Source organism: Psychrobacter sp. H26, from assembly GCF_059073035.1.
In genome coordinates this window covers 2,110,049-2,124,879 of the sequence record NZ_JCACRW010000001.1, presented here as the reverse complement: position 1 = coordinate 2,124,879, position 14,831 = coordinate 2,110,049, and the positions used below count along the sequence as shown (strand labels likewise).

The following is a 14,831-nucleotide window of genomic DNA, read 5'->3' as shown; positions in this document are numbered from 1 at the left end:
TATAGTAGAAACTATAGTCATATGAATGATGCATAGTTTCTTATTTCGTTATTCAAAAAAAACCCTTCGTCATCTTGTCAGTAGTAGATGGCGAAGGATTTAGTGATGCATCATAGAATGGTTGGTAATTCTTCAGTATAATAGGTGACTATTAAGTAATAATAAATTAAAAATCAATAGGTTATACTACTCAACCGTCACTGACTTGGCCAAATTGCGTGGTTGATCGACATCAGTGCCACGCATCACTGCTACATGGTACGACAGCAACTGTACGGGTACACTGTAGACGATAGGGGCTAGGGCCTCGCAAACGTCAGGCACATTTACCAAATGCAGTCTGTCCTCTGCTACCATTTGACTGGCTTCACTAGCAAAGACGAATAGCTCACCATGACGCGCATGCACTTCTTGCATGTTAGCTTTTAATTTATCAAACATACTGTCTTTGGGTGCCAATACGACGATTGGCATGTCTTTGTCTACCAGTGCCAATGGTCCGTGCTTGAGCTCACCTGCTGCATAGCCTTCGGCATGAATATAAGAGATCTCTTTTAGTTTCAACGCGCCCTCTAAAGCAATTGGGAACTGTAGACCACGTCCCAAAAACAGACAGCTCTTCTTATCTTCAAAATGCTCGCTCATGGCTTGGATAGGACCATCTAGACTTAGACTGGCGTGTAGTTGTCCCGGCAACTTCTGTAGCTCTCCAAGTAGGGTATTCAAGTGCTCATCGGTCATACGTTGCTGAGTAGCACCCACTTTAAGTATTAGTAGCATCAGTGCGACCAGCTGTGTAGTAAATGCTTTGGTTGAGGCAACGCCAATTTCAGGACCTGCTAGTGTCTGCAGGAATATATCTGTCTCGCGTACCAGTGATGAGGTCGGTACGTTGCACAGCGCTAAGCTAACTAAGCCTACAGGTGCTTGCTTTTGGATATCGCGTAGTGCAGATAAGGTATCAGCCGTTTCACCCGACTGAGAGATACAGATAACCAGAGTATTATCGACGACGACAGGGTTACGGTAACGGAACTCGCTTGCCACTTCGACTGAACAAGGGATACGAATAAGGCTCTCGAACCAGTACTTTGCGACCATACCAGCATGATAACTGGTACCACAAGCGATGACTTGGACATTACGGATACCTGATAGCTTTGTCTCATGACGCTGCAAAAAATCATCGCGTAGTTTAGTGGTTTCGCCATTATCTAAGGCCATCTCAATAGTACGACCGACAGCATCCGGCTGCTCATAGATTTCTTTGAGCATATAGTGCTTGAACTCACCTTTATCTGCGTTGTGCTGAGTGGCATCAATTTCATGTACTTGACGTTGGACTTCAACACCATCTGCATAAACCTGAATGCCACTGCGAGTCAATCTAGCAATATCACCTTCTTCTAGATACATAAAGCGATTGGTCACTGGCAGTAGAGCCAGCTGGTCTGAGGCGATAAAATTCTCGCCAATACCGACGCCAATCACCAACGGTGAGCCTAGACGCACCGTGATAAGCTCATCTGGGCAATCTACATGTACGATACCCAAAGCAAAGGCACCATGCAGTAATGGGATGATAGTACGGACAGCTTCTAATAAGTCAGGCGTTTGTTTATAAATATCATGGACTAAATGCGCCACCACTTCAGTATCTGTCTGCGAGGTAAACTCATAGCCCTTAGCCAGCAGCTCTTCTTTTAGCTCAGCATAGTTTTCGACGATGCCGTTATGTACAACAGCAATTTTACCTGATACATGTGGGTGTGCATTGCGCTGTGCTGGCTCACCGTGGGTGGCCCAGCGTGTATGAGCAATACCGATATAGCCATCAAAGAACTCTGGATTGACGGCGACAGCATCGACTAGCGCTTTTACTTTACCTACTTGACGTTCGCGGTGTAGCTCACCATCACGAATAACCGTCAGACCAGCTGAATCGTAGCCTCTATACTCTAAACGCTTCAAGCCTTCAAGTAAGATATTGGCAATATTTCTCTCAGCAACTGCGCCTACAATTCCACACATGGCTATTCCTTAAATTCAATTTTTAGTAGTTCAATATAGGATGGTACAAGATAAAAAGACTAGCCACTGATTCATCACTCTGGTCATCAATTAGCGCATCAGTTTATACATATGATGAAGCAGTACCACAACGATTGAAGTACTGCTTAGGGTTGCTCAAGAGTAACGGTCATTAATCACGCTGGCAACGAGCCGGTTACTTCTTGGTCGGACGCTGAAAGTCGTTTTTTTGCACTTGACGCGCACGGCCAAATGCCAAGGCATTATTATCAACATCTTTTGTAACCACAGAACCTGCCGCCACGGTCGCAGTATCACCAATCGTGACAGGCGCAACCAAGCTAGCATTGGAACCGATAAAAGCGTTGTCTTGGATAATGGTCTGCGATTTATTAGCACCATCATAATTACAGGTAATGACACCAGCACCAATATTGACGCCTGTACCAACAGTCGCGTCACCCACGTAACTCAAATGGTTTACTTTACTGCCGTAACCAACGGTCGATTTCTTAATTTCTACAAAGTTACCGATTTTACTATTATCAGACAATACCGTCTCAGGACGCAGATGGGCAAAAGGCCCTACATCGACACCAGCACCAATATCAGCGTGATCGATCACGCAGTAAGGTTTGATATGGCAGGCATTACCGATAGTGGCATGTTTAATCACACAGCCAGCTTCGATATAGACGTTATTACCTAAAACGCAATTACCCTCAAATACCACGCCAACATCTACAAACACATCTTGACCAGCGGTTAAAGACCCACGAATATCAACACGGGTAGGATCAGCAAACTGCACACCTGCTTCTTGTAAATCAGCGACTAACTTGCGCTGCCACGTGCGTTCTAGGCTGGCAAGTTGTTGGCGATTGTTCACGCCTTCAATCTCAAACGTATGCTCAGGCTCAATCGCCGCAATAGTAATACCATCAGCGACTGCCATTTTGACAATATCAGTCAAATAATATTCTTTTTGGGCGTTATCGTTAGAGAGTTCAGGTAAATATTTGTGCAATAGCGCATTGTCTACGCAGTAGATACCGCTGTTGATTTCTTTGATGCTTTGCTCATTGGCACTGGCATCTTTTTGCTCAATGATAGCTTCAATATTACCTGCTTGATCACGCTTGATACGACCGAGTCCAAACGGATTATCGACAGTAAGGGTTAACATAGACATACCGTCAGTATTGGCAGCTTTCAGGGCTGCCAACGTCTGACAGCTTACCAATGGTACATCACCATACAAAACAAGGCTTTGCCCTGATTGTGGCAGAGCAGACAGTGTCACTTTGACGGCATGACCAGTACCTAATTGCTCAGTTTGAGCAACCCAAGTGATCGATGACTGTGTATATTGATTGGTGATTTCCGACTTCACTTGCTCACCACCAAACCCATGGACGATAATCGTTTCATCGACAGTGAGCTGATGGCAAGTGTCTAGTACGTGACCCAACAATGATTTACCAGCCAGTGTCTGCAATACCTTTGGTTTTGCAGACTGCATACGTGTGCCTTTACCGGCCGCTAAAATAATCACAGAAAGAGGAGATGTCATAATAACCCTACAAATGTAACAAAATATAATATTGGATTATAACGCAAAATCCGTTTCGAAAATAAAATATGACGTGCAGGCTTTGTAACTCGAATATGCCTCGCTTAATTCAGCGAAATCAAACCAGTAAATACACTAGAACTATCTTAGATATTCCTACAGACTGCTATTACAAAGCAAAAAACATGACTGCAACGGTATACATAATCAGCCAAATAACGGCCGCCATGATTCCTGCAATGATGTCATCTAACATCACCCCAAGACCGCCAGCAACTTTTTTGTCTGCCCAGCCAATCGGTGGTGGCTTTAAAATATCAAACACACGAAATAGAATAAAAGCTGCCGGTAACCAGCCCCAAAAGGTCGGCAACATCATCATCGATAAGGCATCTACAGAAGGAGGAAATACATAGGACAAAATATAGGATAGGGGTAGCAAGGTAATCCACATACCAGACCATTCATCCCACACAATATGTGGATCATCATGTACCTGCATTAACTCAGACGTCCGTCCACATATCCAGATACCAACAATACAAGATAGAATAGTTAATATTAAAAAAGGGACAAACCCCAAGGCCATGAGCGGTACGCCCACAATCAGACCACCAACAGTGCCCCACGTACCAGGGGCCCGGCGGGGTAGGCCGCTACCTAAGCCTAACCCAAGCCAATAAACGATAGCATCAAGCATACTGGCACCTGCTGGCAGTGGTGGGCAGTCATTTGCTTTACGGATATCAGGCTTAGATAGGTAATGATCAGTCATAGATTAGCCTGTGAAGTGTTGGTAGCCAGTCATATTGGGCCATATAGAGAATGGTGCAGGTTGGGTAGGCGTCACTGACTGATGGTTATAGAACAGTTCAGGATGTAACGCTGTAGATGTGCTTTTATTTACTGCTGATTCTGTTAGCGCAATCACTGTTCCGATACAGGTGATAGATGTGTTGCCAGCTGGTGGCTCAATATGCGCAGGCAAAGTAAAAGCCAGCTCATAATCATCTCCACCTGTCAGTTGACACAACAAGCGCTCAGATAAGTCTACTGAACGTAACGAGTCGCTAGTAGGCAGTTGCTCAAGGTTAAGCTGCATACTCACACCGCTCTGCTGACAGATATGCCCAAGATCTTGATATAGACCGTCAGAGATATCGATCATCGCCGTTGCGCCCGCGCTTGCCAGTGCCGCACCTAAAGCAATACGAGGCGTCGGCATGTGCAAGCGATGTGCCAGCTCTATGCCTTGGGGGTTGTGAGGGTACTTTAATGCATAGGCAGCATCACCAAGCGTCCCTGAGACATAGACCTTGTCACCGACCTGCGCCCCCGAGCGATAGACGGCAGGTGTATCTGCGGCAAGTAACCCTTGCGCACTCACACTGATCACCAATTGTTCGCTGCGTGTAGTATCACCGCCAATTAGCGTGACCCCAAACAGTTGACAGGCATGAAATAAACCTTTGGCAAATACAGTGAGCCAGTCGCTGTTTGCCAATTGCTCAGGCAAGGCCAATGCCAGTAAGATACTGTGCGGGGTGGCACCCATTGCTGCAATATCTGAAACATTGACTGCGACGGCTTTGTAGCCAATTTCAAACGCAAGCTTATTTACTTGCTCAAAATCAGCATGGAAATGGCGACCTTGAACCAGCGTATCGATACAACTGACCAAGCGTGACCCTGCTGGTACCGCCATGACCGCCGCATCATCACCGATACCTTTTTCGATACCCTTTTTGATAGCATCTGACGGTAAATAGTCAGCTTGCATTTGCAAAAATATACGCTCAATCAGCTCAAACTCGTTCATGGTTAGTCTTTGCTTTTTGTGTCGTCAGTGGCTTTCTTATTTGCTTTAAATTCACTGATATTGGCACTGGCTTTACTGGCACTACTGCGCTTGATGTTGGCCTTGTTAGCACTGATACGCGGCTTGTTTGAAGCGGTTGGTGCCTCATCGACAGCGTTTGTAGTTTGAGTAGCTGATTCGACATCGTCTGCTAGCACTGTTTCAGCTTGCTTAGATGCTGCTTTTTGTGAGGTACGTAGGTTAGCTTTGGTATCTGCTTGCACTTCAAGCGCGCGCACTTCAACAGCCATTTTGTCCAGTACTGCATTAATCAACTTATGAGCATCAGTCGCGCCAAAGTGATTGTTAAGCTTCATCGCTTCATCAAGCACAACTTTGTAAGGAATTTCCATACGGTTTTGCAGCTCATAGGCACCAATCAGCAAAATAGCGTGCTCAACGGTATCTAACTTATCAATCTCACGATCGAGATGTTGACTGATAAGGGCGTCTAGCGCTTCAATTTGCTCTGGAATATCACGCATCATTTCGTGATAGTAACCGATATGTACAGTATGCATGGCGTTGGTGGCACGCGTACGTGCAGCGATGTCATGCGGAGCATTGTCTTTCCAGCCAAGCTTGCCATCCACATCAAAGCGGCGGTCGGTGACGAGCCACTCGTATAGTCCTTGCATCGCAAAGCGGCGTGCTTTACGGATAGCAGTGTGACTGGTCTTGTAAGAAGACTCACTCATATCGAAGGTTTGATCACCTGCACTACTGCTCGCTATACGGGTAGCTTCAGCTTCATTGGCTTGTGCGGTTTTCGCAGCGCTGATAGCGCGCTTGAGTTGGTCAGTCATAGGGGGTCTGTACCTAAATTTTTGAGATGATACCCAGTCAAAAACCAAATCAGCAAAGCATTGATTCAAGTGTGTTGAGATAGAATACTATCAGAACGCATATGTACTTACTTTGCTTATTCAATTTTATAAAGAGTATAGAAATACGGCGAAAATTCAAAAAATAGCCAGTGTGTTGATAGCTGGCGTCGTGCTATAAGGTGCTGCTATTACCAAATAGCAGCACCAGTCAAAACAGTACGTTCTAGCTTCAAAGCTTAAGCTTCATCGATATCATCAATATCGAGCTGTGACAAAACAGCAATCATTTCTAGCACAACCATCGCAGCTTCAGAGCCTTTATTGCCTGCTTTAGTACCAGAGCGCTCAATAGCTTGCTCGATGCTATCCGTTGTGATGATACCGTTGGCAACAGGGATATTATAATCCATTGCCACAGCGCTCAGACCTTTGGCCGACTCGCTGGCCACAATATCAAAGTGCGGCGTGCTGCCACGGATGATTGCACCCAGTGCCACAATCGCGTCAAAGCGATCTGATTCAGCGGCTCGCTGGGCAACAAGCGGTAACTCAAATGCACCAGGAACACGGACAACGGTAATGTTGCTACCCAATACACCATGACGGAGTAGGGCGTCGATTGCGCCATCAACTAGTGACTCGACGACAAAACCATTAAAGCGACCAACGACGATGCCAATGCGAGCGTCAGCATTTTGATGCAAGTTACCATCGATATGGGTCACATCGCTGCGCTGCTGTTGTAAGTTCGACATAAAAAATCCTTTGCTTAATAAAGCGTTCAATTGAGATATAGACGTAAATAAATAGCTAAATATACAAATACGTTCAATCAACTCGGTCGCCTATTATTTTGGCGTTGTCATAGTTAATTGAACGAAAATAAATGGTTAGCACTATGATAGCATTTTTTTGGGTTTTATTTGTATTTTACGAACGTGCTATAGACGCATCTGTATACCTTGCGCTGCCATGTATTCTTTGGCCTCCAACACGGTGTACTCACCGAAGTGAAAAATACTGGCGGCAAGTACCGCATCGACGCCACCTTCTAGCACGCCTTCTGCCAAGTGCTGTAGGTTGCCGACGCCACCTGAAGCAATAACAGGTACATTGACGCGGCTGGTGATCTGCTGCATGAGTGCCAAATCATAGCCTTTTTTGGTGCCATCACCGTCCATCGAAGTGACTAGCAATTCACCAGCGCCCAGCTCGGCCATTTTGCTCGCCCAAGCAACGGCATCAATACCGGTTGGCTTACGACCACCATGGGTAAAAATCTCCCAACGCGGCACGGTAATACCATCGACGTTGATATCAGCGACGCGTTTGGCATCGATGGCAACGACGATACATTGATTACCAAATTTTTGGGCAGCTTCACCAACGAACTCAGGGGTGAATACTGCTGCTGAGTTGATTGCGACTTTGTCCGCACCTGCATTGAGCAAATTGCGAATATCAGCGATTTTTCGCACGCCGCCGCCGACGGTGAGTGGCACAAATACCGTTTCTGCCATGCGCTCAACGGTATGATACGTGGTATCGCGCTCGTCATTGGTCGCGGTGATGTCCAAAAAGGTAATCTCATCAGCGCCTTGTTCGTTGTAGCGTCGGGCGACTTCGACAGGGTCGCCAGCGTCTTTGATATCGACAAACTGAACCCCTTTGACCACACGGCCATTATCTACGTCAAGACAGGGAATAATACGTTTCGCTAGCATAAAACCGCCTATTAATTCGCGCAAGAATACAAAGATACATCACATAAAATGCTATGATACGCGTAACTATTTTACAAAACAAATGCAAAGGGTGCTTATGTGTCAACTGCTCGGCATGAACAGTAAAAATCCTGCTGATATCGGTTTCTCTTTTGCTGGTTTTCGGGCTCGCGGCGGGCTTACAGATGATCATGTTGACGGTTTTGGTATTGCTTATTTTGAGCCGACGGGACTGCGTTTGTACTGCGATAATCGCGCAGCGATGGACTCCCCACTTGCTGAGTTGGTCAGTCAAACTCGAGTAAAAGCTGACAATACTATTGTCCATATACGCAAATCAGGTGATCAGTTACTCAGTAATGCTCATCCTTTTACGCGTGAGATTTGGGGCGAGGCTTGGGTGTTTTCTCATAACGGTAAAATGACCATTAAAGAGGCGTCCGATAGTGACCCTATCAAGCAAGGCAAATCACATCACTATTGCCCAGTAGGGGACACCGATTCGGAGTTTGCGTTTTGTTATTTACTCAATCAACTAAAAGACCAATTTGAGTATAAGCCCGATGCGCGGACACTGTATGAGTTTTTAACCGTGCAATGCCGTTTTTTGGCAAATTATGGACTGTTCAATTGCGTGATGTCCAATGGTGAGTGGATGCTCGGCTATGCCAATACGTTATTGTTTCATGTGACTCGTCAAACTCCATTTGGCTCAGCGGCTCTCATTGATGTGGATGTAACGATGGACTTTGAGACCGTCAACGAGACAGACGATGTCATGACGGTGCTCGCTACCACCCCGCTTACTAGTGATGAAAACTGGCAACAGCTGGCCGTTGATGAGTGCATTATTTTTGCAGAAGGTCATATGGTTTATCAAGATGTCCCTAAGTCCCCTGTTTATTTGTCGATTGAAAAGGGTTTAAAGATTGCAAAAAATGCCTAGCCTATATATTAGCTAGCCTATGTGTCAGCTGATTTATTAAGTAGCTGCCTTCTGAGCTGCTATTTTGCTAAGTGGCTACTTTATCAATAACAGTATCAGCTACGTCTCAGAGCGCAGCTGGTTGACAAAATATCCTAACAATATTTAAAAATTGCTTGTCGGCGACGTAATGGTCATTATTATTGACTGTCACCACATTTATTATTACTCAAATTGAATTTATTATTTCACGTACTACTTTTACCATTTAACCGTCATAAGTGAGATGTCATGTCCGTCTATACCCAGTTAACCGATGATCAGTTTGCCGCCTTTTGCCAAAGCTTTGGTGTGTCGTTCGCCCGTGCGATTCCAATCACTCAAGGTATCAAAAACTCAAACTGGTTTATTCAAACGACTGATGATGTAGAGGGTACATACTCTTATGTATTTACCTTGTTTGAAGAGCGTCCACCTGCTGATATCGAAAAAATGGCAATCATCCTAAACCAGTTAGATGGCAAACTACCTGTTGCCGCGCCATTGGCAGTTATTGAATCGAATAGCGCTCAAACGGATGGTGACGATAAACGTTATGTCATCCATTATGAAGACAAAGCGATTACCCTAGTGCCATGCCTATCAGGATCGCATCCAGAGCAAACCACGCAAGCGATGTGTCACGATATCGGAGCGGCGTTAGCCATGCTGCATGAGACGCTGCAAGCACTACAGCCAAGCGAGCAATATGGCGTACCCTTATACCCATGGGCGGATGTACGTGACCGCGAAATGCAGTTCATGCCAGGTGACGAAGCCAAATTGATGAGCGATATTTGGCAGTCTTATCGCGATCTACCGCTGACTACATTGCCAAACGGCTTATGTCATTTAGATATGTTTGCTGACAACACATTATGGAATCTACAAAAAGGGGAGGCGCGTCTGACGGGTCTGTTAGATTTCACTGAAGTCAGTGTCGAGCACTATGTGATGGATATTGCTATCACTATCAATGATTTTTGTACCACGTGGGGCGTCGCTGAGCAGGGCGAGTCTGTGAACTTTGATCGCAATAAAATGGCGGCATTCTTACAAGGTTATGAATCGATACGCCCACTAAATACTGATGAGAAACGTGCACTACCTGTTATGCTAGCAAAAGCAGCAGTGATATTCTGGTTACTGCGACTAAATGTGATTCATTACAACCGTACAGAAGGTCGTACGGGTGACAACATCATGGTCAAAAATCCTGACTTGATGAAGCGTTTAGCCGCCTATCATTGGGCACATGTCGAAAAAGCGCAGAAGGCAGTGTTTGTATTATCGAACACACAGAACAATCACATTGCTGGTGTATTTAGTAGTATGGCACAAGCCGAGCAAGCACACGAAAAATTAGCTAATAGTAGTGAGTTTGCAGTCAAAGAATATACACTAGATCAAGTATTCTAAACATTGCTTATCTATTTACCTTAGTAACAAATATGCTAGCAGTAGATATCCTAGTAGCACTTTGGAGACGACCCCATGACCGATCAAGTTGATAACTGGCACAAACTGGCACGTTTTGATACCAATATGCAGGGCGAGCTGCATGCCAACCTGCTACGCAATAATGGCATCACGGTGTCTCTACAGCCGCTAAGTGCTATCCCTGGCATGAACTCTGGTATTGTGCTTTGGGTAGAGCATAAAGATCTAGCAGCAGCCCAGCGTATCCTAGAGGGTATCGATACAGACAGTAGTGCTAGGGCTGATCTGCTCGCCAATATGAGCGATGCTGAGCTCGGTATCACGCCAGAAACCGAGCACAATCATGGCAAACAAGACTATAAAAATGGTGAACTATAAATGTGTCAACTCTTAGGAATGAACTGCAATACCCCGACGGATATTGGCTTTAGTTTTGCAGGTTTTCGCAAACGCGGCGGAATGACAGACAGTCATGAAGACGGCTTTGGTATTGCTTTTTTTGAACGTAGTGAATGCAGCAATAATGATAACACTAGCGATGACACAGTAAATGACTCAACAGGCCTGCGTCTATTTCATGACAATAGACCGAGCCACCTGTCACCAGTGGCTGACTTGGTGAACAACTACCCAATCAAAGCCATGAATGTCATCGCTCATATTCGTAAAGCGACCCAAGGGCAGAACTGCTTGGCAAATACGCATCCGTTTGTCCGTGAAGTATGGGGCGAGCAGTGGGTGTTTGCGCATAATGGACAGATGAATAGCGAATTCATTAAACGCTGCCAACGCCTGCAAGACAACGGTAATGCCGCGCATTGTCAGCCAGTGGGTAGTACCGATTCTGAAATGATCTTTTGCTATCTCATTAATCGTTTAAAGAGTAGCTTCAAAACCCGTCCTGATGACAAAACGTTGTTTAATTTTTTGACCACACAGTGTCGCTATCTGTCTGCAAATGGTCTATTCAACTGCTTGATATCGAATGGCAAGTGGCAACTGGCTTATGCGGGCAGCCTGTTGTTTTATCTCACACGAAAAGCACCATTTGGTGAAGCGAAATTATCAGACGACGATCTGGCGATTAACTTTGGTGATGTGACCACAGACACGGACAAAGTCACGATCTTAGTCACCGTGCCGCTCACTGAAAATGAGAAATGGCAACAGCTGGCGGTCAATGAGTGCTTAATCTTTCAAGACGGTGATGTCATTTATAAAGATAGCCCAAGCCAGCGCAAGTTTTTGACGGTTGAGGAAGGGATTGCGATTGCACGGGAGGTTGGGGCGAGTGTTTAGGGAATGATATTTGGCAATTTTGAATAGTTTACTTTGTACATTGATGTTTTTGACGAATAGTTCAGACCTTCTAATAACTTAGAATGTATATATAAGCAGTATTTAATTCTCTTCATACTGTATCAGGTATCTTAATGATTGATTTTTTTGTAAAACAAGCTATTAGTGATGAAAAGGCTAGTTTGTTACTACAGAAAGTTTTTAGCTTGCCAGAAAATAAGGTTGCGGTATTAAGCTTGCAAGAGATAGGAACCTTAGGAAATCAACTTCCAAAACTTTGCGAATGTCTCGGAGTAAAAAGTCTCATAGAAGGTGATGCTTGTATGCTATTACAGATTTACCGAATTAAGATTCCACTTGATATTTTTTTGAAAAGACTTCAATCTTTTTGCAAAACTGAGTCTATAACTTGCTATGTGCCCTCTGAAAATGTTTATGCTAGTAGTTACTACAACTATTACAAAATTACGCCAGATTGCGAAATGATTGAAGTATCTGAATGGCTTAAAGACGACAATGAAGATAATAAGCAAATATATTTTCATAACAAGCTAATAAAAAACTAACCCAAATATCCCCCACAACACCGCTTAAATTTCTCTCCAGAACCACAAATACACGGTTGCTTTTGCGTCACTGTTATCGCAACCGTCGGGTCTAAAAAGTACCAACGCGCATCATTACTAAACTTGTCTTTTGTTTTCACAAAGGTAGATAACTCATGATGCGCTTGTATTTTTCCTCCTAAATCATTTGCATTATCTTTGGTATTAAAATACGCCTTAAACTCAACCTGCGCATGTCTTTTGCCCAGCTTTGGCGTATGCTTCACAATCTCTAAGCCTGCCCAGTCCGTCTCTTTTGCCCAACTCTCAACCGATGTGACGTCAAGCAAAGCCTGCTGTGCAGGTAGCGTGGTCTTAACGATATAGTCTGGTTTGATGAGTACAAATGCACTATAGCGCGACCGCATAAGCCGCTCGGCTGTCTCCGCTTTTAGACCACCTACTTCGTCATCATAAAAAGCATTATGATAAGGCTGGCAGCACTCTTGATAGGAGAGCGGCGAGTCTGTCTCTGATAACGGATTGATTTGGCAAGGGCAGGTTTGGGTAGTAGATGGTATAAAAAGTGACATAGCATACTCTAATGATTGGTAGTAATAGCTTACCGTAGCATATTTTCTAGGAGTGTCGGCAGCATACCAACTCTTAGCTGTGCCCATGCAGAAGGATCACTTAGTCGTGACCAAAACATCTCAAAAGGCGGAGCGACATACACCAGTAATGCAAGGATAGTATATAAGAGCAAGTACCACCATTTATCTTTTGGCTGGTAGAACTTCATCGCTGTGCCCGATGAGCGCTTCATTTTCATATTAGACAAATTCACGCTATACAGCTCGTCCAATGATAAATGCACTATCGCCCCGCCAAACAAAAACAGACCGTAAAACCAGCTGGTCGTCAGTGGTAGGTGTAGACCGTAATAACTTAAGCACGTCAGACCCAATCCCAATATCGCCATATATGGCACAGAGTGGATGACGCCGCGATGCACAGTCATCGTAGTAAAAATATGAAAAACGACATAACGCATAAAACCGTAGCCAGCCAGCCATAATGCTATCAGCGAAAGCAAGCTTAGCTCACTACGCCAGTGCATGACTAAACCAAAGGCAAAGACAAACGAGGTGATATTAAAACCAAGCTTAATCGGTGTTGAGTTATCCGAATCTAAATCTGGTAACAACCCGCCAATAGTCCCAAGTGCCACACACATCAAAAATCCTGAGTCGTCGATCAGTCCAGCTTTATATACGGTCAGACTCATGGCACCGCTGACCATAAATGCAACGTTTAAGTGGGTATTAAAATTTGCCATAAAAACTCATTTATCCATCGCGCTCGAAAAGACCTTTCGAGTCGCTCATCTAGCTGTAAAAAAGCGCACCATGATACCATAGACCGTCCATACGTCTAACAGAGATAAACCTTAAGAGATAGCCCTTATGCCCGCCAATGACTTGCCCGCCAAAACAAAACCCGACACAGACAACAACGACGACCCTTCTATCGTAGAGAGTACACTTGATAAACTCTTTGCCGATATTGACTGGCAAGCACCGTGGCTGTCTCATATTGCTCAGCTTAATTACCTCAGCACAACCATCGAGCACCTTAGCAATACCAGTTGCCAAGTAGACAGTATGGGCACACCAAAAGCTGTCGGTAGTACACCTGATGTCGTTGGTGCGGTATTAAAAGCAGCAATGGAGCGGCAAGCGACGGCCTTGGAGCAACCCTTACCACAGACCAAACCAGCTGGTGATAATAAGCCGCAGACACTACAGTTCGTCTCTCAAAATGCATTGCCCGATGGCGAAGCTTACGAGTATTTCATCGGGACAAGCGGACATATTCCGACGCGGGACAATCTGCACGATTTATTTAACGGTAGTATCTGGCTGACCTTCCCGAAGACTAAAGCTATGCTCAATTACTACCATATGCTAGAAATCGCCAAACAAGGCATTAGTGAGCGTCGAGGGCGTGTGCGCGATACTATTACTGTCTTTGATGAGAATGGCGCAGTGCTGGTGACCTCTGATGCTAGTATCGGCGAGGCATTGGTTGATTTTGACTGGCAGGCAAGTTTGGTTAAGCCACGTGCTAAATGGGACAACCCAGCACAACCTGATAACAGCGCTCAGGCAGCAGTCTATATCTTTGGGCATGCACTACTTGAGCAACTGATACAACCGCGTAAACCATTATGTGCGCATAGTATTGTCATTCATGTTTCACAAGAGCTCTTTACCTTATCATTGGCTGAACGTATGAGCTATTTGGATGATAAGGTTGCCACATACATGGACACGTTATTATCAAATGATGATGTCAAGCCACGCCAGCTTGCGCCGCTACCGATTTTAGGCGTGCCGCATTTCTGGGCAGCAAACGCCGTGACCGAGTTTTATGACGACAGCTACGTGTTCCGTAATGGCAGACGCCAAAAACCCAGCAAGTGATAGCGCCCGTCGCTAGTATATAGCTCATTAAGCCTTTGTTACGTTTACGATTGTGCCACGATTCAATAACGTCCAGACGTTAAC

General features: G+C 45.0%; 15 protein-coding genes. 6 read left to right on the top strand and 9 right to left on the bottom strand.

All coding sequences use genetic code 11. The features are described 5' to 3' along the window. Nucleotides 1–186 precede the first annotated feature (186 nt). The 7 genes from glmS to hisF form a co-directional block, all read right to left on the bottom strand. The gene (glmS, locus tag AC5JPT_RS08835; protein ID WP_493857821.1) at nt 187–2,031 is read right to left on the bottom strand and encodes a glutamine--fructose-6-phosphate transaminase (isomerizing); all 1,845 of its coding nucleotides are present in this window, start codon (nt 2,029–2,031) and stop codon (nt 187–189) included. Nucleotides 2,032–2,227: 196 nt separating this feature from the next. Next, nucleotides 2,228–3,604 carry a bifunctional UDP-N-acetylglucosamine diphosphorylase/glucosamine-1-phosphate N-acetyltransferase GlmU gene (glmU, locus tag AC5JPT_RS08830; protein WP_493857820.1) on the bottom strand — a complete coding sequence of 459 codons (1,377 nt, stop codon included), beginning with the start codon at nt 3,602–3,604 and terminating at the stop codon, nt 2,228–2,230. Between the two features lie 169 nt (nt 3,605–3,773). Next, nucleotides 3,774–4,379 (bottom strand): phosphatidylglycerophosphatase A family protein, encoded by a 606-nt coding sequence (locus tag AC5JPT_RS08825; protein ID WP_493857819.1) that lies wholly within the window; start codon nt 4,377–4,379, stop codon nt 3,774–3,776. Nucleotides 4,380–4,382: 3 nt separating this feature from the next. Continuing rightward, nucleotides 4,383–5,423, bottom strand: a complete 1,041-nt coding sequence (gene thiL / locus AC5JPT_RS08820; RefSeq protein ID WP_493857818.1) for a thiamine-phosphate kinase — start codon at nt 5,421–5,423, stop codon at nt 4,383–4,385. 2 nt (nt 5,424–5,425) lie between these two features. Then, nucleotides 5,426–6,268: a transcription antitermination factor NusB gene (gene nusB, locus AC5JPT_RS08815; protein WP_493857817.1), complete on the bottom strand. Its 843-nt coding sequence runs from the start codon at nt 6,266–6,268 to the stop codon at nt 5,426–5,428. Nucleotides 6,269–6,525: 257 nt separating this feature from the next. After that, entirely contained in the window at nt 6,526–7,044 is a 519-nt protein-coding gene (gene ribH / locus AC5JPT_RS08810) for a 6,7-dimethyl-8-ribityllumazine synthase (RefSeq protein WP_319052082.1), read from the bottom strand. 186 nt (nt 7,045–7,230) lie between these two features. After that, nucleotides 7,231–8,013 carry an imidazole glycerol phosphate synthase subunit HisF gene (gene hisF, locus AC5JPT_RS08805; RefSeq protein ID WP_347163512.1) on the bottom strand — a complete coding sequence of 261 codons (783 nt, stop codon included), beginning with the start codon at nt 8,011–8,013 and terminating at the stop codon, nt 7,231–7,233. Between the two features lie 97 nt (nt 8,014–8,110). Here hisF and AC5JPT_RS08800 point away from each other — a divergent pair, with 97 nt between their 5' ends. From AC5JPT_RS08800 to AC5JPT_RS08780, 5 genes are all read left to right on the top strand, one after another. Then, on the top strand, nt 8,111–8,959 hold the full coding sequence (locus AC5JPT_RS08800; protein ID WP_493857816.1) for a class II glutamine amidotransferase: 849 nt from the start codon (nt 8,111–8,113) through the stop codon (nt 8,957–8,959). Between the two features lie 270 nt (nt 8,960–9,229). After that, the gene (locus AC5JPT_RS08795; RefSeq protein ID WP_493857815.1) at nt 9,230–10,396 is read left to right on the top strand and encodes a homoserine kinase; all 1,167 of its coding nucleotides are present in this window, start codon (nt 9,230–9,232) and stop codon (nt 10,394–10,396) included. 75 nt (nt 10,397–10,471) lie between these two features. Further along, a complete protein-coding gene (locus AC5JPT_RS08790) occupies nt 10,472–10,795 on the top strand; it encodes a hypothetical protein (protein WP_493857814.1) in 324 nt (107 codons plus the stop codon). After that, nucleotides 10,796–11,716 (top strand): class II glutamine amidotransferase, encoded by a 921-nt coding sequence (locus AC5JPT_RS08785; RefSeq protein WP_493857813.1) that lies wholly within the window; start codon nt 10,796–10,798, stop codon nt 11,714–11,716. 134 nt (nt 11,717–11,850) lie between these two features. Further along, the gene (locus tag AC5JPT_RS08780) at nt 11,851–12,282 is read left to right on the top strand and encodes a hypothetical protein (protein WP_443526762.1); all 432 of its coding nucleotides are present in this window, start codon (nt 11,851–11,853) and stop codon (nt 12,280–12,282) included. On the opposite strand, the gene AC5JPT_RS08775 is transcribed toward AC5JPT_RS08780, so the two are convergent. Then, nucleotides 12,279–12,854 (bottom strand): YchJ family protein, encoded by a 576-nt coding sequence (locus AC5JPT_RS08775; protein ID WP_493857812.1) that lies wholly within the window; start codon nt 12,852–12,854, stop codon nt 12,279–12,281. The genes AC5JPT_RS08780 and AC5JPT_RS08775 overlap by 4 nt on opposite strands. A gap of 29 nt (nt 12,855–12,883) precedes the next feature. Beyond that, nucleotides 12,884–13,600: a metal-dependent hydrolase gene (locus tag AC5JPT_RS08770; RefSeq protein WP_493857811.1), complete on the bottom strand. Its 717-nt coding sequence runs from the start codon at nt 13,598–13,600 to the stop codon at nt 12,884–12,886. Between the two features lie 127 nt (nt 13,601–13,727). Between AC5JPT_RS08770 and AC5JPT_RS08765 the strand changes: the two genes are divergently transcribed. Next, complete coding sequence (locus AC5JPT_RS08765) at nt 13,728–14,747, top strand: DUF3025 domain-containing protein (protein WP_493857810.1); 1,020 nt, start codon at nt 13,728–13,730, stop codon at nt 14,745–14,747. The last annotated feature ends 84 nt before the right edge of the window (nt 14,748–14,831 follow it).